General features: G+C 64.1%; 22 protein-coding genes. 11 read left to right on the forward strand and 11 right to left on the reverse strand.

Annotated elements, in window-relative coordinates; all coding sequences use genetic code 11:
* Positions 1–58: 58 nt before the first annotated feature.
* From BG457_RS17200 to BG457_RS17210, 4 genes are all read right to left on the reverse strand, one after another.
* Complete coding sequence (locus tag BG457_RS17200; RefSeq protein WP_071798851.1) at positions 59–637, reverse strand: hypothetical protein; 579 nt, start codon at positions 635–637, stop codon at positions 59–61.
* A gap of 69 nt (positions 638–706) precedes the next feature.
* Entirely contained in the window at positions 707–880 is a 174-nt protein-coding gene (locus BG457_RS20345) for a hypothetical protein (protein ID WP_175546821.1), read from the reverse strand.
* Positions 877–1,992 (reverse strand): YeeE/YedE family protein, encoded by a 1,116-nt coding sequence (locus BG457_RS17205; RefSeq protein ID WP_071798854.1) that lies wholly within the window; start codon positions 1,990–1,992, stop codon positions 877–879. Before BG457_RS17205 ends, BG457_RS20345 begins: the two co-directional genes overlap by 4 nt.
* 109 nt (positions 1,993–2,101) lie before the next feature.
* On the reverse strand, positions 2,102–3,034 hold the full coding sequence (locus BG457_RS17210) for a sulfurtransferase (protein ID WP_071798856.1): 933 nt from the start codon (positions 3,032–3,034) through the stop codon (positions 2,102–2,104).
* Positions 3,035–3,388: 354 nt separating this feature from the next.
* Between BG457_RS17210 and BG457_RS17215 the strand changes: the two genes are divergently transcribed.
* From BG457_RS17215 to BG457_RS17245, 7 genes are all read left to right on the forward strand, one after another.
* Positions 3,389–4,162 (forward strand): SseB family protein, encoded by a 774-nt coding sequence (locus BG457_RS17215; RefSeq protein ID WP_071798858.1) that lies wholly within the window; start codon positions 3,389–3,391, stop codon positions 4,160–4,162.
* Positions 4,163–4,240: 78 nt separating this feature from the next.
* The gene (locus BG457_RS17220; protein ID WP_245771030.1) at positions 4,241–5,110 is read left to right on the forward strand and encodes a YiiX/YebB-like N1pC/P60 family cysteine hydrolase; all 870 of its coding nucleotides are present in this window, start codon (positions 4,241–4,243) and stop codon (positions 5,108–5,110) included.
* Positions 5,111–5,216: 106 nt separating this feature from the next.
* A complete protein-coding gene (rplM, locus tag BG457_RS17225) occupies positions 5,217–5,678 on the forward strand; it encodes a 50S ribosomal protein L13 (RefSeq protein ID WP_071798862.1) in 462 nt (153 codons plus the stop codon).
* 2 nt (positions 5,679–5,680) lie between these two features.
* Positions 5,681–6,160: a 30S ribosomal protein S9 gene (gene rpsI, locus BG457_RS17230; RefSeq protein ID WP_071799280.1), complete on the forward strand. Its 480-nt coding sequence runs from the start codon at positions 5,681–5,683 to the stop codon at positions 6,158–6,160.
* Positions 6,161–6,272: 112 nt separating this feature from the next.
* Complete coding sequence (locus BG457_RS17235) at positions 6,273–6,899, forward strand: hypothetical protein (protein WP_071798864.1); 627 nt, start codon at positions 6,273–6,275, stop codon at positions 6,897–6,899.
* A gap of 60 nt (positions 6,900–6,959) precedes the next feature.
* Entirely contained in the window at positions 6,960–7,376 is a 417-nt protein-coding gene (locus BG457_RS17240) for a universal stress protein (protein WP_071798866.1), read from the forward strand.
* A 3-nt stretch (positions 7,377–7,379) separates the two neighbouring features.
* Complete coding sequence (locus BG457_RS17245; RefSeq protein WP_071798868.1) at positions 7,380–8,009, forward strand: 5'-methylthioadenosine/S-adenosylhomocysteine nucleosidase; 630 nt, start codon at positions 7,380–7,382, stop codon at positions 8,007–8,009.
* Here the strand turns inward: BG457_RS17245 and BG457_RS17250 are convergent.
* On the reverse strand, positions 8,006–8,722 hold the full coding sequence (locus BG457_RS17250) for a DUF3592 domain-containing protein (protein WP_071798870.1): 717 nt from the start codon (positions 8,720–8,722) through the stop codon (positions 8,006–8,008). The genes BG457_RS17245 and BG457_RS17250 overlap by 4 nt on opposite strands.
* A 135-nt stretch (positions 8,723–8,857) precedes the next feature.
* Here BG457_RS17250 and BG457_RS17255 point away from each other — a divergent pair, with 135 nt between their 5' ends.
* Positions 8,858–11,911, forward strand: a complete 3,054-nt coding sequence (locus BG457_RS17255; RefSeq protein WP_071798872.1) for a valine--tRNA ligase — start codon at positions 8,858–8,860, stop codon at positions 11,909–11,911.
* Positions 11,912–12,152: 241 nt separating this feature from the next.
* Here the strand turns inward: BG457_RS17255 and BG457_RS17260 are convergent, their stop codons facing one another.
* Positions 12,153–12,737, reverse strand: a complete 585-nt coding sequence (locus BG457_RS17260; protein ID WP_071798874.1) for a MarR family winged helix-turn-helix transcriptional regulator — start codon at positions 12,735–12,737, stop codon at positions 12,153–12,155.
* Positions 12,738–12,834: 97 nt separating this feature from the next.
* On the opposite strand from BG457_RS17260, the gene BG457_RS17265 reads away from it, so the two are divergent.
* Both BG457_RS17265 and BG457_RS17270 read left to right on the forward strand, forming a co-directional pair.
* A complete protein-coding gene (locus BG457_RS17265) occupies positions 12,835–13,689 on the forward strand; it encodes an RNA polymerase factor sigma-32 (protein WP_071798876.1) in 855 nt (284 codons plus the stop codon).
* A gap of 57 nt (positions 13,690–13,746) precedes the next feature.
* Positions 13,747–14,133 carry a VanZ family protein gene (locus tag BG457_RS17270; protein WP_175546822.1) on the forward strand — a complete coding sequence of 129 codons (387 nt, stop codon included), beginning with the start codon at positions 13,747–13,749 and terminating at the stop codon, positions 14,131–14,133.
* On the opposite strand, the gene BG457_RS17275 is transcribed toward BG457_RS17270, so the two are convergent.
* A complete protein-coding gene (locus tag BG457_RS17275) occupies positions 14,095–15,045 on the reverse strand; it encodes a DUF2125 domain-containing protein (RefSeq protein ID WP_071798880.1) in 951 nt (316 codons plus the stop codon). The genes BG457_RS17270 and BG457_RS17275 overlap by 39 nt on opposite strands.
* A gap of 68 nt (positions 15,046–15,113) precedes the next feature.
* On the opposite strand from BG457_RS17275, the gene BG457_RS17280 reads away from it, so the two are divergent.
* Positions 15,114–15,656: a gamma-glutamylcyclotransferase gene (locus tag BG457_RS17280; RefSeq protein WP_071798882.1), complete on the forward strand. Its 543-nt coding sequence runs from the start codon at positions 15,114–15,116 to the stop codon at positions 15,654–15,656.
* Positions 15,657–15,688: 32 nt separating this feature from the next.
* On the opposite strand, the gene BG457_RS17285 is transcribed toward BG457_RS17280, so the two are convergent.
* The 4 genes from BG457_RS17285 to BG457_RS17300 all read right to left on the reverse strand — a co-directional run bounded on the left by BG457_RS17285 (position 15,689) and on the right by BG457_RS17300 (position 19,821).
* Positions 15,689–16,204: a hemerythrin domain-containing protein gene (locus tag BG457_RS17285; protein ID WP_245771031.1), complete on the reverse strand. Its 516-nt coding sequence runs from the start codon at positions 16,202–16,204 to the stop codon at positions 15,689–15,691.
* 105 nt (positions 16,205–16,309) lie between these two features.
* Entirely contained in the window at positions 16,310–17,458 is a 1,149-nt protein-coding gene (locus BG457_RS17290; protein ID WP_071799281.1) for a WD40/YVTN/BNR-like repeat-containing protein, read from the reverse strand.
* 63 nt (positions 17,459–17,521) lie between these two features.
* Positions 17,522–18,862 (reverse strand): proline--tRNA ligase, encoded by a 1,341-nt coding sequence (gene proS, locus BG457_RS17295; RefSeq protein WP_071798886.1) that lies wholly within the window; start codon positions 18,860–18,862, stop codon positions 17,522–17,524.
* 173 nt (positions 18,863–19,035) lie between these two features.
* Entirely contained in the window at positions 19,036–19,821 is a 786-nt protein-coding gene (locus tag BG457_RS17300; RefSeq protein ID WP_071798887.1) for a Bax inhibitor-1/YccA family protein, read from the reverse strand.
* Between the last annotated feature and the right edge of the window lie 97 nt (positions 19,822–19,918).

Below are 19,918 nucleotides of genomic sequence, written 5' to 3' on the forward strand. Positions count from 1 at the left end.
GCAGCGCGCATGAAAAAGCCCCGCGCGATGCGGGGCTTTTATCGTTCTGGCGTGCGGGTCAGAAGCGCAGGATCGTCTCGAAATCGCCGATCCGGTCCTCGGCCGGGGCGATCAGATCATCCACGCCCATGCGGATCGTGGCCGAAGTGCCATCCTCGGAAATCGTGCCGGTGGAGCTTTCGATCTCGCGGCCCTTGACGGTGAAACTGACCGACATGCCCGCGAACATCTGACGCATCATTGCCAGCATCTGCGGGTCATCGCCCATCTCGTCCATGCCCTCATCCATCGAGGCGAGCGGCAGCAAGGCGCGGGTGCGGTTTTCGCCCAGATAGGTCAGTTCGCCCTGAACATCGGCGGGCGAGTCGCCGCTGGCCTCGGCAGGCATGATCTCGGCATAGGTGCCGGTCTTGTCGAAATCACAGCGCGCATGGGTGTCGGTCAGGGTCAGCGTGCCGCCTTCCTCTTCGGTGCAGAAACTGGCATCGCCGCCCGACATGTCGAACATCTGGCGCTCCATCTGCATGTATCCGGTGACGCGCGCCTCATCCTCGCCCAGAACCTCGATGGTCATATCGACCTCGACACAGGCTGCGAGGGCAAGAGCGGCGGGCAGGGTGATCAGAAGGGCGCGCATGGCAGGGACTCCGGTATCTGGGTGCCCGACCAGCAAAACAGAAATGCGCGCCTCCCGCCAGAGGCTTTCTCAGCTTCCGGTACAATGCGCCCCGGTCGGTGCCGCGCCAGAGCCCAGCGCAAAGGCCGGGGGCGCGGTGAAGAGATCGGGCGCGCCCGTGGAGGCGAGATCGAGCGCGAGGATGGCGGTCATCATCGCCAGCGCCAGCAGGGCGACAATCGGACGGGAGAGGCGCGCGCTCATGCATAGGCTCCTTTCACGCTTGCGGGGCGCAGCAGAACGGGCCGCAGGCGGATGCCGAAGCTGGAGCCTGCGAAAGCCGCGAGCAGCCAGACCCAGCCATGCAGCGAGCCGGTCGAGATGCCGCTGAAGAAGGCGCCGACATTGCAGCCGAATGCCATGCGCGCCGAATAGCCCAGGATCAGCCCCGCCGCCAGCACCGCGCCGTAGGATGCCAGTGTCAGCGCCTGGGTCTGCGCACCGGGATCGGCGCGCCAGCGCATCACCGCGAAAGCGCCGATCAGCAGGCCGATATTCGTCAGCGACGTGACATCGGTCAGGATGGATTCGGTCAGCCGCGTGGCATTGCCCTCGGCGGCCCAGAAGGCGGTCGCGCCCAGATCCATGCCCCCTGCCTGCGCAATTTTCGCGCCCCAGAGGCCCAGACCATAGACAATCCCCCAAGGCTGGCCTGCGATCACCAGATTGGCCAGCGCCAGCGCCGCGATCAGCGCGGCTGCGATCCACAAGCGGCGCGGCGGCATGCGCTTGCCCGGCGCGGCGCGGGCAAGGGTGAGACCGGCGACAAGCGCCAGCCCCGCCAGGGTGACGATCAGCCCCAGATTTGCGCCGAAGAACCCTTGCAGCGAATAGACCGGCAGCGATCCGAGCGCGGTCCACCAGCCCAGATGCAGGGAACCCGCGAAACTGCCGCCGATGAAACCCGCAAGCGCGATCAGCCCCACCAGATTGCCGCTGCCCGCATTCACGAGCGTGCCCGAGCCGCAGCCCATTACCAGTTGCATCATCGCGCCGAAGACAAAAGCGCCAAGGATCATGCCGATGCCCACAGGGGCATGGGCCGGAGCCAGTTCACCGGCATTGGCTGCAAGAAGCGGGAAGGCCACCACGGCGACCAGCGCGATGGCGATGAGTTGCGCGAGCAGCCCGCGCCCGTCGCGATCGGTGACGATCATCCGCCAGGGGCCTGCGAAGCCGAAGCGCAGCCCTTCCAGCACAAGGCCGAAGCCCAGCCCGACCATGACCAGAAGCCCCGCGCGGGGGCCTGCCATGACGAAGGCAAACAGCGTGAAGCCAAGAGCGACCAGCAGAACCGAGGCGCGGCGCAGGAACATGGGGCGGGCCCTTTCGTGAAACGCAGGCCGCGCGCCGGAAAAGCGCGCGGCGTTATTGAGTATTTGAGGCAAGAAAATGAACTGCCGCAGCTTCGCGTGCAAGCCCGTGTCAGAACAGCCCTTCGACCCAGCGCAGCGTCGAGCGCCACAGATAGGCGATCCGGCCCGGTTCATTGTCGGTCTCATGGCCGTGAATCGAGTATTCCGCCATCGACTCGGCATAGAGGCGGGTATTCTCGATCCCGGCCAATTCGCTGAGGGCAAACCAGTTCAGCGCGGCCCAATGACCGGTATTGCAGAATGACACGGTGATCGGGGCATCGATCAGGCCCTTGGCTTCGGCAATCTCGCGGGCGCGTTCGGGGCTGACAAGGCGGGTGCCTTCGAAGAAATCACTATATTCCAGATTCTCCGCGCCGCGCACTGTGCCGGGGCGGGCGATGGACCAGGTGATGCCCTCGAAAAAGCCCTTGGGGCGGCTGTCGAGGAGCCGCGCCTCACCGGAGGCCGCGAGTTCGGCAACTTCCGAGGTCGAGATATACCATTCATCGGTCCATTCGGCCATAAAGCCGCTTTCCGCGATCTCGGTGGGTGTGGTCGAGACCGGAAGCTGCGCCTCTTGCCAGGCCGCAAAGCCGCCGTTCAGCAGCGCCAGATCCTGAACGCCCAGCGATTTCAGCGTCCAGTAGACGCGGGCGGCGGTGCCCATATCGGTCTGGTCAGCGCCGGAATGGACCAGCACGACCGGCGTGTCCTCATCCACGCCCACGCGCGCGGCTTCCAGCTCATATTCCAGTTCCGGCAGCAGCGCGCCGGGGTTGGACGGACCACCGCGCCATTTTTCATAGGGCGAGAAGGCCGCGCCCGGAATATGGCCCGCCGCGAAATCGCCGCTGACATGGATGACGCGCACCGAAGGATCGGCCTCCAGGATGGCGGCGAGTTCAGCGGGTTCCAAGAGCGGGCTCCAGCCTTGCGGGGTGGCCAGCGCGAGCGAGGGCAGGGCGATCAGTGACAGGGTAAGGGCCGTGTTGCGCAGCATGGCAATGCTCCTTGAGCGGGAGGGGAGGTGTGCTTGCCGATCACCTAGTGGGGGTGTGCTGGTGTGACAAGCCTTGGCCCCCTCGCGGCGCGGGCGGGCGCGCAAACCCTGTTCCGGTGCAGCGGGGGCGCTGCGAAACCCGGTCTGCCTGTGGGCTGGCAATGGGGAAAACGTCCCGAGCCGGGGCAATTCGACTTAGAAATATTTACTTATTCGCATGCATCTTGGGCTGGCGCGGAAATCTGTTCCATCTGAAGGTCGGGCCCTGGATCCTGACATCGTCGTGCTGTCCCTTGTCAATCGCCCCCCGGCGCTTTAGCTGGCAGCATCAGCCATGCAAAGGGGGCATTCGCGATGGCAGAGACAGCGCTGGACCGGGCATGGATGGCATCCGAGGCTGCGCCGGAGGATCACGCGCTGCGGCTGGGTTTCTATGCCCGTCTGGTCGAAGGCGAGGTTTTCCTGCTGCTGGAGGAAGAGCCGCAGGGCGATCAGATCCGGCCCAAACTGTTCGAGCTGGAAGATGGCCCGATCCTGCTGGCCTTTGATCTGGAAGCGCGGCTGACCGAGTTTACCGGCCTGCCCGCGCCCTATGCCGCCATGCCGGGGCGGGTGCTGGTCGAGATGCTGGCGGGCAAGGGGACCGGGCTGGGGATCAATCTGGGGGTTGCGCCCTCGTCGCGCCTGTTGCCGCCCGAGATCCTCGACTGGCTGGCACAAACCCTGTCCGAGCGCCCGCAGGAGCTGACCTCGCGCATCACCGGGATGCATCCGCCGAAAGGCTTGCCCGAGGCGCTGCTTCTGGCGCTGGACCAGCGCCTGGCGCGGATGGAAGGGCTGGCGCGCATGGCCTATCTGGTGGGCACCAGCCATGAGAGCGGCGCGCGCGGGCATCTGCTGGCCTTTGTCGATGCCGCGCCGGGGGCCGAGGCCGCGCTGGCGCGGGCAGTGCAGGGCGCGCTCAGTTTTTCCGGCGTTGAGGCGGCGCTGCTGGATGTCACTTTCCTGAGCGCCGAGGATGGCCGCGCAGCGGATTGCGCGAAGCTGGGCCTGCGCTTTGATCTGCCGCAACCGGAAGCCGCGCCCGCGCCCGGCAATGACCCCCGGCGCCCGCCGCGTCTGCGTTAAGACGACAATTTTATCCATCGGACCGCATTGTTCATTTTTTTGCCAGTATTGAATGCATATCTTTTAAGAATGTAGCAGTTGAAGAAGGGCGTCCTGGCAATGGGACATGGGTTCGGAACATGGCTTGGCAGGTTTCTGGAGGCCGAGAGCGCCGAGTTCCAGCCCTATATGCCTGTCGATTTCGACAAGCTGGCCCGCGCCATGCGTATTGGCGATGTGCTGCTGGTCGAGGGGCGCGCGCGGATCTCGACTGCGATCAAATATCTGACCCAAAGCACCTGGTCGCATGCCGCACTCTATGTCGGCGATATGGTCGAAGGCTATGAGGGCGGCGCGCTGATCGAGGTGACGCTGCAAGGCGGCTGCAATGTGGTGCCGCTGTCGAAATACGCCAAGCATAACACGCGGATCTGCCGCGCCGACGGCCTGTCTGAATCCGAGCGTCACAAGGTCGCGCGGTTCATGATCGACCGGGTGGGCTATAGTTACGATCTGCGCAATATCTTCGATCTCCTGCGCTATCTGCTGCCCACGCCGCCGGTGCCGATCCGCTTTCGCCGCCGCTTGCTGGCTTTCGGCTCGGGCGATCCGACCAAGGCGATCTGTTCGTCGATGATCGCGCAGGCATTTCAGTCGGTGGGCTATCCGATCCTGCCCGACGTCCGGACATCCAAATCCAAGGGCAATCCCTATTCGCGCCGCGAGGTCTGGCATATCCGGCATCATTCGCTCTATGCACCGCGCGATTTCGACCTCTCGCCCTATTTCGATGTCATCAAACCCCTGACCCAGCGCGGGTTTGACCCCAGCGAAATCGTCTGGTCGCCGCCCGAGGAAGAGGCGGAGGAGCTGCCGCCGCCTGAGAAACCGAGCCTGATGGCGAGGTTTGGGGTTGCAAATGCTTGGGGTAAAATGATACCTAATTCGTATCGTGCTGATTTGCATTAGTTTTTTGTGATGTTTCTCGCTTGACCTGCGCCGCAGATAGGTTAGAAACCGCGCCAGACCGCAAGGGCTCCTTTGCGGGCAGATTCAATTGTCTCAGGGTCTCATCATGAAAACCTACTCTCTCAAAGCCGGAGAGATCGACAAGAAATGGATCCTGATCGATGCCGAAGGTATCGTTCTGGGCCGTCTTGCTTCGATCATCGCCATGCGCCTGCGCGGCAAGCACAAGGCCAGCTTCACCCCGCATATGGATATGGGCGATAATGTCATCGTCATCAATGCCGACAAGGTTCAGCTGACGGGCAACAAGCGCGCCAAGCCGAATTACTGGCATACCGGCTATCCCGGCGGGATCAAGTCGCGCACCACGGGCCAGATTCTTGAGGGCAAGTTCCCCGAGCGCGTCGTGATGCAGGCCGTCAAGCGCATGCTGCCCGGCGGGCCGCTGTCGCGCCAGCAGATGACCCATCTTCGCGTCTATGCGGGCACTGAGCATCCGCATGAAGCACAGCAGCCCGAAGTGCTGGATGTGCGCGCGATGAACAAGAAAAATACGCGGAGTGCATGAGCATGGCTGAAGATCTCAAAACCCTCGACGATCTGAAATCCGCGGTCAGCCCGGCAGCCGAAGCTGCACCGGCCCGCGAGCCGGTCCGCGACGAGCTGGGCCGCGCCTATGCCACCGGCAAGCGCAAGGACGCGATTGCCCGCGTCTGGATCAAGCCGGGTTCCGGCAAGGTCACGGTGAATGGCAAGGAAATGGATGCCTATTTCGCGCGCCCCGTGCTGCAGATGATCCTGCGCCAGCCGTTTCAGGTGGCCGGTGTCGTCGATCAGTTCGACGTGATGGCCACTGTCGTCGGTGGCGGTCTGTCCGGTCAGGCCGGTGCGGTGAAGCATGGTATTTCGAAAGCGCTGCAGCTTTACGATCCGTCCTTGCGCGGCGCGCTGAAAGCGGCAGGCTTCCTGACCCGCGACAGCCGCGTGGTCGAGCGCAAGAAATACGGCAAGGCGAAAGCCCGCCGCAGCTTCCAGTTCTCGAAGCGCTGATCTCTTCGCAACAGGTTATGGCCATCCGCCCCACGGGGCGGATGGTTTTTTTATGCCCGCGCGGCGCCAGATGCGCCTTGCCCGACTCAGGCCCCTGCCGCACAGTTCATGCATGAGCGTGCACGATGAAAGCTGGCGACCCTATCTTGACCCGGAGGAAGTGATCCTCTGGCAAGGCCGCCCGCGCCCCGGCTGGTCCTGGCGCGCAGGCGAGAATGGCACGATCCTGCTTGGCGCTTTCATCCTCGGCTTCCTGATCTTTGCGGTCGCGGACAGCCTTGCTGCAGGTCAATCCGGCCCGATTGGTGGTCTGGTCGTTTTCGCGCTCATCGCTCTGGTGATCGGCGCATCCGGGCCCTTGGCCATGGCCGTCATCCGTCAGGGCACATGGTACACGCTGACCGACCGGCGCGCGCTGATCGCGCATTGGCCAACCGTTGCCGGGATCACGCTCTATCGCGGTGTGGATTGCTACCCGATCACCGAAGTCGCGCTTGTTCCGGCCGATCTGCGCGGAATGCAGACCGTGCAGGTCGCGCGCCTCAGCAACCGCTATACGTTCCATGACGGCTGGCGCTATGCGGGCGGCAGGGGGCGGGACAGTTCGCAGGGGCGTCACCGTGATCCGCCGGTCGGGTTCGAGCGGGTCACGGATGGGCCGCATGTCGCGGAACTCTGCCGTCAGGTGCAGCAGACACGCTGCGGAAAGCTGCCCGACAATCTGACTCCCACACGCTAAGGGCTTGCCGCGTCTCTGCTTTCCTGCTCTGATCAAGGAAAGAAGCGCAAAGGAGGGGCCATGTATACCCATCTTCTGATCACCGTCGGCTATCACGAAGGGCAGGATGCGGACCAGTCGCTGAAAATCGCCCGCAAACTTGCCGCCCCCGGCGCGCGAATCACGCTTCTGCATGTGATGGAGCCCGCGCCGGTTTTCGCGCTCAGCTACCTGCCCGATGGCTGGCGCGAGGATATGCGCAGCGCGATCGAAGCCGATCTGGTGCATCTGGCCGAAGGGCTGGAGAATGCAGCATCTGTCGTGACCGAGGGCGATGCGGCGCATGAGATTCTGGATTTTGCAGATCTGCAGCAGGTGGATTGCATCGTGATCTCGTCGCACCGTCCCGGCACGCAAAGCCTGATGCTTGGCTCGACCGCCAGCAAGGTTGTCGGGCGGGCGCAATGCGCCGTCCATGTCGCGCGGCGGCGTGGCTGAGCCATGCTGACCGGGTTTGCGGGCAGGCGCGTGCTGTTCCTGATGGCGGCAGAGGCCGAATATGGCCCCTGCCTGCGCGCGCAATTCACGCCGGTCATGACCGGTGTCGGCCCGGTCGAGGCCGCCGTGGTGGCCACCGCCACGCTGGCAGACCTGGACCGGCAGGGCGCGCGGCCCGATCTGGTGGTCTCGCTGGGCTCCGCAGGTTCGGCGCGGCTGGAACACTGCGGGGTCTATCAGGCGACCGCGCTGGCCTACCGGGATATGGATGCCTCGCCGCTTGGTTTCGCGAAGGGGGTAACGCCGTTTCTGGATCTGCCTGCGCGGGTGGATCTGGGCGATCAGATCCCCGGTCTGCCGGGGGCGAGCCTGTCGACAGGTGCGAATATCGTCTCTGGCCCGGATTATGCGCGCATTGCCGAGGATATGGTCGATATGGAAAGCTTCGCCATCTGGCGGGCCTGCCAGCGGTTTGATCTGCCGCTGATCGTGCTGCGCGGTATTTCAGACGGGACCGCGCCGCTGGAAGGGCTGCATAGCTGGACCGAATATCTGCATATCATCGACGAAAAGCTGGCGCAGGCCGTCGGACAGTTGCGCGATGCGCTTCAGGCCGGGGAGGTGCGGGGCTAGATCTGCGCCTCCCACCAGCCGCGCCCGGTTTTCGGGTCGATATAGACCACGATCACACTGCCGATGGGGTGGTGCATCAGGCTTGCCTGCGACTCCATCATCGAGCTGCCCTTCTGGCCTGCCGCATCTTCCCAGTCGATGACATATTGCTGGACCTTGTTTTTCTGCACATTGGTCCGGCGCAGCCCGGTGACACGCGCCTCGCGCACCTCGCCCCGGCGCAGCGCGCGCAGGACCGACAGCTTGCGCGAGATCATCCATCCGCCCAGCCCCAGCGCCACCACCGCGCCAATGCCGCCGAAGACCCCGAAGAGGATCAGCCCGAACCGGTCATGGCGCGCATCCACCGTCGCGCGCTCTGGCCGGGTCCAGGCATAGGTGACCGGGATGACCTGCCCTTCCTGCACCTGATCATAGAGCCTGCGGCTGACGCTCTGGCGTTTCACCTGCCTTTGCGCATGCCCCTCGGGCAGATAGCTGTAGCGCAGGTAATAGGTCACGCTTTCCTTGCCGTCGGAATCGCGCCGCCGCTCGATCTGGCGGGCGATCACTTCGGCCTCGCCGGTGACACCATCGCGCGCGAGCAGAATCATCTGCGCCCCCATGCTGATCGCCACCCCGCCAAAACCCAGCGCGAAGATCAGCGGCAAGCCGAGCCAGAAGAGGCCGAGACGGCGCGCGACGCGCCAGAATGAAAAAGGCTTTCGTTCCATGAAAAATATCCGGCGCCTGATATGCCGTGAATTTACACCGCAGCGGGGGCCATTGTCACCTGTCCCGAGGGGCTTTCCCTTGGCCGCGCGGGGCGCTACAACCTGCCAGGATTTCAGGACGATGGGGCCGGACAGATGGCGATGGACAAGACTTTCGACGCAAAAGCCGCAGAGGCGCGGATCGCCGCCCAATGGGAAGCGGCAGGCGCCTTTCGCGCAGGCTCTGCCAGGCGGCGCGACGAAAGCTTCTGCGTGATGATCCCGCCGCCCAATGTGACGGGAAATCTGCATATCGGTCATGCCTTTAACAACACATTGCAGGATATTCTGGTGCGCTGGCACCGGATGCGCGGGTTCGACACGCTTTGGCAGCCGGGGCAAGACCATGCCGGGATCGCGACGCAAATGGTGGTCGAGCGGGAACTGGCGCTGAGCCAGAAGAAGCGCACCGATTTCACGCGCGAGGAATTTGTCGGGCTGGTCTGGCAGCAGAAACAGAAATCCGGCGGCACGATCATCGAGCAGTTGAAACGGCTTGGCTGTTCGCTGGACTGGTCGCGCAATGCTTTCACCATGTCGGGCGCACCGGGGGCCCCTGCGGGGGAAGAGGGCAATTTCCATGATGCGGTGATCAAGGTCTTTGTTGATATGTATAACAAGGGTCTGATTTACCGGGGAAAACGGCTGGTCAACTGGGATCCGAAATTCGAGACCGCGATTTCCGATCTGGAAGTCGAGAATATCGAGACCGACGGGCATATGTGGCATTTTAAATACCCGCTGGCGGGGGGCGAGAGCTATCGCTACATTGAGAAAGACGCCGAAGGTACTGTGATCGTTGATGAAATCCGCGATTACATCTCGATCGCGACCACGCGGCCTGAGACCATGCTGGGCGACGGGGCGGTGGCCGTTCATCCATCGGATGAACGTTACGCGCCAATTGTCGGAAAACTATGTGAAATTCCGGTCGGGCCGAAAGCGCATCGCCGCTTGATCCCGATCATCACCGATGACTACCCGGACCCCGATTTCGGCTCTGGCGCGGTGAAGATCACCGGGGCGCATGATGCCAATGACTATGGCGTCGCCAAGCGCGGCGGGATTCCGATGTACCGGCTGATGGATACGCGCGCGCAGATGCGCGACGATGGCGCGCCCTATGCCGAGACGGCGGCGATTGCGGGCGCGGTGGCGCGGGGGGAGCGGGTGCTGTCCGAGGCCGAGGCGGATGCGCTGAACCTGGTGCCGGATCATCTGCGGGGGTTGGACCGCTATGACGCCCGCGCGCGTGTGGTTGAAGAGATCACGGCCGAGGGGCTGGCGGTGATGACGCGCGCCGACGATCCGCGCTTGGGTAGGGTGCGTGAATCACGCACCCTACCAGAGGGCGACGCGCCGGAACTGGTGCCGCTGGTCGAGGCGAAGAAGATCATGCAGCCCTTTGGGGATCGGTCCAAGGTCGTGATCGAGCCGATGCTGACCGATCAGTGGTTCGTCGATGCCGAGAAGGTCGTCGGGCCTGCGCTGGAGGCCGTGCGCTCGGGCCGCGTCAAGATCGTGCCGGACTCGGGCGAAAAGACCTATTATCATTGGCTGGAGAATATCGAGCCCTGGTGCATCTCGCGGCAACTCTGGTGGGGGCATCAGATTCCGGTTTGGTATGGGCCAAACTTGAAGGAAATAAAGAATCCTGACATCGGGATGGTCTCACCTGATGGCACATCGCGCATGTTTTGTGCGGCCTCATTTGGTGATGCTCGTAGGATGGCAAACCAAGCATATGGTTGTGAAGTCAGTGAGCGTGAGATCGAAAGTTCCGCCCGTCGGCGCTTCAGCTTTACAACACATGACACTGGCCGCTTGATCGAAGTTGGTCTGGGCCGCGACCCCGACGTCCTCGACACCTGGTTCTCCTCCGGCCTCTGGCCCATCGGCACGCTGGGCTGGCCCGAACAGACCGAGGAGTTGCAAAAATACTTCCCGACCAGCGTCCTCGTCACCGGGCAGGATATCCTGTTCTTCTGGGTCGCGCGGATGATGATGATGCAGCTTGCGGTGGTGGGGGAAATCCCCTTCCGCGAGGTCTATCTGCATGGGCTGGTGCGTGACGCCAAGGGCAAGAAGATGTCCAAGAGCTTGGGCAATGTCATCGACCCGCTGGAGATCATCGACGAGTATGGCGCCGATGCGCTGCGCTTCACCAATGCCGCGATGGCCTCGCTTGGCGGTGTGCTGAAACTCGATACGCAACGCATTGCGGGCTACCGGAATTTCACCACGAAACTCTGGAATGCCTGCCGTTTTGCCGAGTTGAATGGCGTCTGGGAGGGGCATGTCACGCAAAGCGCGCCCCCTGCGGCGGAGGCGACGGTGAACCGCTGGATCATTGGCGAGACCGCCAAGGTGCGCGAGGCGGTGGATGCGGCGCTGGACGAATACCGGTTCAATGATGCGGCCAATGCGCTTTATGCCTTTGTCTGGGGCAAGGTCTGCGACTGGTATGTGGAGTTTGCCAAGCCCCTGTTTGACGGCGATCAGGCGGCAGAGACCCGCGCGACCATGGGCTGGGTGCTGGATCAATGCATGATCCTGCTGCATCCGATCATGCCCTTTGTTACCGAGGAACTCTGGGGTCTGACCGGGAGCCGCGACACGCTCTGCGCCCATGCGGAATGGCCTGAATGCGGCGCGGAACTGGTCGATGACGCGGCGATGCGTGAAATGCGCTGGGTGATCGGGCTGATCGAGGATATCCGCTCGGCGCGTGCGCAGCTTCGCGTGCCGGTGGGGCTGAAGCTGAACATGGTGCAGCTTGATCTGGATGATCAGGGCCGCGCGGCGCTGGCGCGCAATATGGCGCTGGTCACGCGGCTGGCGCGGATTGCGTCGCTTGAGGAAGCGTCAAGCCTGCCCAAGGGCTCGATCACGGTCACGGTGGAAGGGGGCACATTCGGGCTGCCGCTGGAAGGGGTGATCGATATTGCCGCCGAACGCGAGCGGCTGGAAAAGACCTGCGCCAAATCCGAGAAGGAATTGGGCGGGATTTCCGGGCGTCTGGGCAATGCGAAATTCGTCGAGAGCGCGCCGGAAGAGGTGGTGGCGGAGGCGCGCGAACGGGCCGAGGCGCTGCGCGAGGAAATCGCACGGCTGAAAGCGGCGATCGCGCAGCTGGGCGCTGTCGCCTGAGGGTTGCGCGCGGGGTGCAGGCGCAGGCCGGGCTTGCCCCCCATCGAGGGGGGCGCACCCGGACGGGCCTGCGGCCCTTGGGCGCTTAGCTCTGGCCGGGGGGCGGGCAGGCTATGTCGCACGCGCTGTTGACGGGGGACGGGCCTTGCGGCCCGTGGCCACTCAGTGAGAGTATTTTTCGGCAAGATGAAGTCTCGGGGGCGTGCAAGCGGGCTCTGGCGCAGGCTGATCGGGACCGGCGCTAGCTCTGGCCGGGGGGGCGGGCCGGCTGGAAATCGACGCAGATCGACTGCATTTCCGGCTGGGTGAGCAGGCTTTGCGTGCAATGGCAATAGCTGGCCTTGCTGTCGAGATGGTTGCAATCGCCACAGGTGCCGAAAACCGGGGCCGCGCGCAATCTGGCGAGATCGGCAATCGCCTGCGCCAGCGCATCGGCGAGCGCGGCGCGTGATGCGCCCGGCAGGGCCGCCAGCACGCCGCGCAGATCGCGCAGGGGATCGCGGCGCAACTGGGCCTGTCCCGCCTCGGTAACCTCGATCAGGGTGCTGCGCCCGTCGCTGTCATGGCTCTGGCGGGCCAGAAGCCCCATCGCGACCAGCGATTTCACTGTCTGCGAGGCTGTCCCGCGCGTGGTGGCATGAAATTCGGAAAAGGCGGAGGGCGTGCGCGAAAACCGGTTGGCGCGCGCGAAATAGCGCAAAGCGGTCCATTGTGCTGCGGTCAGCGCGGTCGCCCCCTCGGCATGGCCGCAGGACTGACCCAGCCGGGCCAGATGCACGATCAGATCGGCAAGGTCAGTGCCCTGGGGTGCGGTGTGCTCACTCATGGCGGGGAAATAGGCCGCGTTGGTGAACTTGACAAGCCCGGTGATTAAATGGTAGCGATACGATACTATATCGAGTCGAAACAAAAGGTCCGGTCAGATGCAACCACGGGATCCGCGCACCAGCCAGTTCATCCGCAGCTCTATGGCGCGCGAGATGCTTGATGCCGAGACCGAGCACCGGCTTGCGCTGGCCTGGCGCGACCAGCGCGACGAGGCGGCGCTGCACCGGCTGATCGAGGCCTATACGCGGCTGGCGGTTTCGGTGGCGACGCGCTACCGGCGCTATGGCATGTCGCTGGATGATCTGATCCAGCAGGGCAATCTGGGGCTGATGCGCGCGGCGGAGAAATACGACCCCGAGAATGGCGCGCGGTTTTCGACCTATGCGGCCTGGTGGATCCGCGCCTCGATGCAGGAATATGTCATGCGCAACTGGTCGGTGGTGCGTACTGCGACCAATGCGGCGCAGAAGAAGCTGTTTTTCCATCTGCGCAAGACGCTGATCAAGCTGGAGGATGGCGAGATCCGGCGCGAGGGGCTGTCGCGGACCATCGCGCGCGAGCTGGATGTGCCCGAAGAGCAGGTCGAGATCATGCTGGGGCGGATGTCGGGGCAGGATCTGTCGCTGAATGTGACGCAGAATGGCGAAGAGGACGGGCGCGACTGGATGGACGCGCTGGAGGATGACACGGTTGCGACCGAGGCGCAGGTGCTGAATGATCTGGAAGCGCAGCGCCGCCGTGCGCTTCTGCATTCAGCGGTGCAGGAATTGCCCGAGCGCGAACAGCGGATCATCACCGAGCGCCATCTGAGCGAAAGCCCGAGGACATTGGCCGAGATCGGGGTGGATCTGGGGATATCCAAGGAACGGGTGCGCCAGCTGGAAGAGCGGGCGGTGACGCGGATCACCAAAGCCGTTCAAGAGGCCGCGAGAGTAGAGGTTCCGGCTTGAACCCTTGGCCCATGCATGCGACCTGCGCGGAGTGATGCCAGCGCGGGGACAGATGTGGTGCAGAGATTACGGGTTGCAGAGATTGTGGGATATGGGCTTTCGATCATACTCGCGATGATCGGAACATGGCTGATGCTCGCTCCTGCCGGACCCGAGATGCCGCCGCCATTTCCGCATTTCGACAAGGTAGCGCATTTCGTGGTGTTTTTCCTGATTGCCTTGCCGGCCGTTGCAGTACGGCCGCGCGCATGGGCCGGGATCGTACTCAGTGCAAGCGCTCTGGGGGGTGCGATCGAGCTGATCCAGCCCTTTGTCGGGCGCGAGCGGGAATTTGCGGATTTCGTGGCGGATGTGCTCGGCGCGCTGGCAGCGGTGCCGGTCGGCCATGCGCTTGCGCGCGGCCTGTCAAAACTGCGGCAGGCGGGCGAGGGCAAACGGGCCTAGCGACAGCACCTGCGCCCGCAATTCCAGCGGCAAAGTCACGGCATGCGTGCCCGGTGCGGCCTGTCCGGCGAGAAACATCCCGGCAAGCATTGCCGCATCCGGGGGCAGGGCCCCCTGGGCGAGCAGCAGCGCATGGAAGGGGCGCCAGTCCTGCAGCTCTAGCTGGATCTGGCCATTCATCGTGCCGCTGGCGCTGCGCGCGAGCCTGCCGGTCATGGAAGCCTGCAACGCGCCCCAGTCGAGAATGCTCCCGGTCAGGTCCAGCGCCTGCAGATCAGGCCATGGCGCGTGCAGGGGCAGCCCATGCGCGAATTCCGCCTCTGCCGTGATCGCGACGCGGGCGACAAGATCGGGCAGATCCGTCTCGGAGCCGACAAGGGTCAGGGTGCCCGGCGCGAGGCTGAGATCGTTGATCTGCGCCTCAACCGCGTAGCGCGCGCCCTCGATCTGGCGCAGGTTCAGCGCGGATTGCCCGGCCGCGCTGAGGGGGGCTGCGGGGCCGAATTCCGCGCCACCGAGTTGCAATTCCACCGCGCGCAGGGATTGATCGGCACCGAGCGCCAGTGCGCCGGTCATGTGCTGCGTATCTACTGCCATGTCGGTCCCGCCGAGCCTGAGCACCTGTGCTGTGGGGAAATCGGCGCTGATCCGGTTGGGCTGATGGCTGGCTGCGGCAAGCGCCAGCTCGGCGGCTGACCAGCCCGACAGCCCGTCACGGCTGCGCCAGAGCGGGGCCTCGATTGTCGTGCGAAAGGCGCGGGGAAAGCCGGTGACGGGTTGCATCTGCCCGCCAAGCTGCGCGGACCGGGCGAGGAGTGCCGTGCCCTGACGCTCGATCATCTGCGCGGCAAAGACCCAGTAGCCGCCGAACAACAGGGTGGCGGACAGGATCAGAAGCAAAAACAACCGCATCGACCGGGCCTCTCTTTTCTTGCGCTGCAAAGCCTAATACACCCGGAGCGCAGGAAAGGACCAGTCACATGCGCGCGCGGGACTCGCTTTGGATATTCGGCTATGGATCTTTGATCTGGGAGCCGGGCTTTGCCTATCAGAGCCGCCAGATCGCGCGGCTGGAGGGCTATCATCGCAGTTTTTGCATGCGCTCGATCCATCATCGCGGCACTGTGGAGCGTCCCGGTCTGGTGCTGGCGCTGGATGCGGGTCCGGGTGGCTGCGAGGGGGTGGCATTCGAGGTGCCACTGCGGATTGCAGAGGAAAGTCTGGAATATCTGCGCGCGCGTGAATTGATTTCGGCGGCCTATCTGGAATTGCACGCGCCGGTAGAGTTGCGGGACGGGCGCCGGGTCGAGGCGGTGACCTATGTGATTGATCCGGAGCATGATCAGTATTGTGCGGGGCTTTCGCTGGAAGAGCAGGCGCAGATCATTGCGCGTGCCTCGGGCGGGCGGGGGCCGAATTGCGCCTATCTGTTCAACACGGCGGCGCATCTGGCGGAACTGGGGCTGCGCGATCCGGATCTGGACTGGCTGGCGGCGCGGGTGCGGGCGTTGCGGGAAGGGTAGGGTGCGTGCTGGAGCACGCACCTTACAGTCTGTCAGAAGCGGAGCGCGTGATGCAGGATCACCGGGACGACAAGTTCCTCTTCATCGACCAGATGGCGGTCGAGGAAGCGCTCGAACCCCTCCAGGTGTTTCAGCATCATGCCTGCGCTGGCTTTCATGTCCGCGTTGCGGTCCTGAAGCGCGCGCAGATGGGTATTCGCCGCCTCGGTCAGCCCCGCAAGCTGGCTGTCGAGCGCATGATGATCGGCATCGAGCAGCTCGAACCCATGCGCGAGGCGCGTCTCGGCGGCGGCAAGGGTCGGGAAATAATGCGCATCCTCGATCTGGTGATGGCCGTGCAATTCATTGATCAGGAAGCCGCCGATCCGCGCGGTCATCTGCCCATGCGCGCGGGCGTCGCGCCCCTTGTCGAGAAAGCCGCGCGTATCGCTCTGCCATTGCGCCAGCGCGTCGCGGAACATCAGATGTCGTTCCAGCCAGAAGCGGGTCAGCCCGTCGAAATTCCGGTGGCTCTGCCAAAGCGCGCGCGGATATTGTTCGAGCAGCACGCGCAGCGCATCGGGCAATCTCTCGCGGCGGGCCAGATCGGTCTGGGTTATGGGGGCGTGCCTTTCGTCAGCGGTGCCTCTCAGCTAACCCCCTGACCGGCAGGGTCAATCGCAAATCGCCTCGACGCTCTGGATCGTGGGCAGGTGGCGGGCGATCTCGATCCAGCTTGCGCCTTCGTCGAAACTGCCGAAGACCGATCCGCTATTGGTGCCGAAATAGATCGCCGGATTCACCCCCTCGTCGCTGGCCATGGCCTGACGCAGCACAGTGAAGAAACAGAATTCCTGCGGCAGGCCGTTGCGTTGCGCCTGCCATGTCTCGCCGCCGTCAGAGGAATGCCAGACCGCCGCCTTGGCCTCGGGCGGGAAGCGCCCTTCCATATCGCCATTCAGCGGAAAGACCCAGAGTTTCTGCGGGTCATGCGGATGGAGCAGGATGGGAAAGCCGAAGGTCGAGGGCAGCCCCTCGGTCACATCCTCCCAGGAGCGGCCGCCGTCGCGGCTGCGCCAGACCCCGTGATGGTTCTGCTGATAGAGCAGATCGCCCGCCGCCGCCGGGGCGCGGGCAAGGCTGTGCACGCAATGGCCGATCTCGCCGCCCGAGGGCGCGGCCGGGTGGTGGTGATGCGCGCAGGCTTCCGCATTCGACAGCCGGTTGCGCCGTTCCCAGCTTGCGCCGCTATCTTCGGTGGCAAAGACGCCCGAGGCGGAAATACCCACCCAGAGCTTGCCGGGATTGCCGGGTTCCGAGGTGATGGAATGCAGGATCAGCCCTGCCGCGCCGGGTTGCCAGTCGGGCCGCGAGGGGTGCGCGCCCAACCCCTCGACGCGGGTGAAGCTGGCGCCATCATCGCGGCTTTCCAGGAGATCGGCGGGTTTGGTGCCGACATAGAGCCGGTCCTCCGCCCGGTGCAGCGACCAGATCTGCGACAGATCCTTGTCGAAGGGCAGATCCGTCTTCTGCCAGCCGATCATGGCGGCGAATTCGGGATCCTGTGCGGCCCAGTCATCCATCTGCCCCGGCGAGAGCCGGGTGAGGGTCCATGTCTCGCCCCCGTCGGCCGAGTGCCAGACGCCCGCGCCGAACCATTCGCCGCCGCCCCCGGCCCAGAGCTTGCCCGTGCCCGGCTCGCCGATCACATGGTTGATGGACCAGCCGTCGCAATGCGGGCCGGTGACGGTGAAACTGCCAGTCTGCTGCTGGTGCAGCACGAAGGCCCCTTTGGTCGTTCCGATCAGAACCCTGCGCGTCATGACACCCTCCTGCTGCTGATGCGGCAGGATGTCGCACGGCACGGGGCTGCGTCAAGCGGGGTTTCAGCGCCCGGCGTAAATCTGCGCGATCCGGTCCACCGCCGCCTCGGGCGAGATTTCTTCGCTCTCGCCGCTGCGGCGGCTGGTCAGTTCGACCACGCCTTTCTCCAACCCGCGCGGGCCGACGGTGATCCGCCAGGGCAGGCCGATCAGATCCATCGTGGCGAATTTCGCGCCCGCGCGTTCGGCGCGGTCATCATAGAGCGGCTCCAGCCCCTTGGCCGTCAGCGCCTTGTAGAGCCCCTCGCAGGCCGCATCCGCCGCCGCGTCGCCCTGTTTGAGGTTCACGATCCCGCAATGGAAGGGGGTTACGCCCTCGGGCCAGATGATGCCGCGCTCGTCATGGCTGGCCTCGATGATCGCCCCTAAGAGCCGCGAGACGCCGATGCCGTGGCTGCCCATATGCACCGGGGTCCGCTGGCCGTCGGGGCCGACGACGGTTGCGCCCATCGCTTCGGAATATTTGGTGCCGAAATAGAAGATCTGGCCCACTTCGATGCCGCGCGCCGTGCGGCGGCGGGCTTCGGGCACTTGGGCGGCGAAGGCGGCCGCGTCATGGGTCTCGTCGGTGCGGGCATAGCGCGAGGTGAATTCTTCGAGCACGGCCTGACATTCGGGCACACTGTCATAATCCACCGCACGGTCGCCGAATTTCAGATCGGTGATTGCGCTGTCATAGAAAACCTCCGATTCGCCGGTCTCGGCGAGAACGAGGAATTCATGCGTGTAATCGCCGCCGATCGGGCCGCCATCGGCGCGCATCGGGATCGCCTGCAGGCCCATGCGCTCATAGCTGCGCAGGTAGCTGACCAGATGGCGGTTATAGGCATGCAGCGCCGCGTCTTTGTCGAGGTCGAAATTATAGCCATCCTTCATCAGGAATTCGCGGCCCCGCATCACGCCGAAACGGGGGCGGATCTCGTCGCGGAATTTCCACTGGATATGGTAGAGCGTCAGCGGAAGATCCTTGTAGCTCGAGACATGGGCGCGGAAAATATCGGTGATCAGCTCTTCATTGGTCGGACCATAGAGCATGTCGCGCCCGTGGCGGTCGGTGATGCGCAGCATTTCCTGACCGTAATCATCGTAGCGCCCGCTTTCGCGCCACAGATCCGCCGATTGCAGCGTGGGCATGAGCATGGGGATATGACCGGCGCGGATCTGTTCCTCATGCACGATCTGCTCGATCCGTTTGAGAACCTTGTAGCCCAAGGGCAGCCAGGAATAGATGCCTGCGCTGGCCTGCTTGATCATGCCCGCGCGCAGCATCAGGCGGTGGCTGACGATCTGGGCCTCGGACGGGGTTTCTTTCAGGACGGGCAGGAAATAGCGGGTCAGGCGCATGGATCAGCCTTTGCTTCAGGGGGCATGTTGCGCATGGGTTTAGGCGAGGTTGCGGGCAGGGGCAAGGTCGCGCGACGGGTAGGGTGCGTGCTGGAGCACGCACCTTACGTCCGGTCCAATGCAAAAGGGCGCACCCATGGCGCGCCCTTCGCAAGTCTGGCGGGTTGGCAGGATTACTCTTGCTGGCCCAGGAACATCAGCAGGAACTGGAACATGTTCAGGAAGCTGATATAGAGCGACAGCGCCCCGTCCACGGCGGCCTTGTCCAGCCAGTCCTGATCGCCCGCTGCGGCATGGGCCACATATTCCGACTTGATCGTCTGGGTGTAGAAGGCTGTCAGCCCGGCAAAGATCAGGATGCCGATGGCCGAGATCGCGAACATCATTGCAGGGGATTGCAGGAAGATGTTGATGATCATCGCCACGATCAGGCCGATCACGCCCATGATCAGGAAGGTGCCCATGCCCGACAGGTCTTTCTTCGTGGTGTAGCCATAGAGGCTGAGACCGGCGAAGGCGATGGCGGTCACGAGGAAGGTCTGCACGATCGAGACGCTGGTGAACACGAGGAAGATCGAGCTGAGCGACAGGCCGATGGCGGTCGCGAAGACGAAAAAGCCCAGTTGCACACCGGCGGCCGAGGCCCGGCGCATCAGCGCGCCCCAGCCGAACAGGATGAAGGCGAGAGGTGCGAACATGATGACCCAGCGCAGCGGCGAGAGATAGATCGTCGCGCCAAACTGGTTCAGCATCGTGCCATTGCCCAGTTGCGCGACAGCCGCGCTCGGATCGGTGGTGGTGGTCAGGCCCGCAATCGCCCATGCCGCAGCCGCCGTGATCAGCATGCCGACGGACATGGTGCCATAGACCTTGTTCATATGGGCGCGCAGCCCTGCGTCGATCTGTGCGGCGCGGGTCGTGCTGATCGTTTGTGCGCGCATGGTGTTGTATTCTGCCATGTGGTACCTCCGTGAATGACTGTTCCCCTGCGCGGGCGCGCAGCGACTTGCCGGTAATATCGTCAAGCTTGCCGGGAGTTTCAAGGATTTCCGGTAC

It is taken from the genome of Natronohydrobacter thiooxidans (genome assembly GCF_001884735.1).
Classification (GTDB): Bacteria; Pseudomonadota; Alphaproteobacteria; order Rhodobacterales; family Rhodobacteraceae; genus Roseinatronobacter; species Roseinatronobacter thiooxidans_A.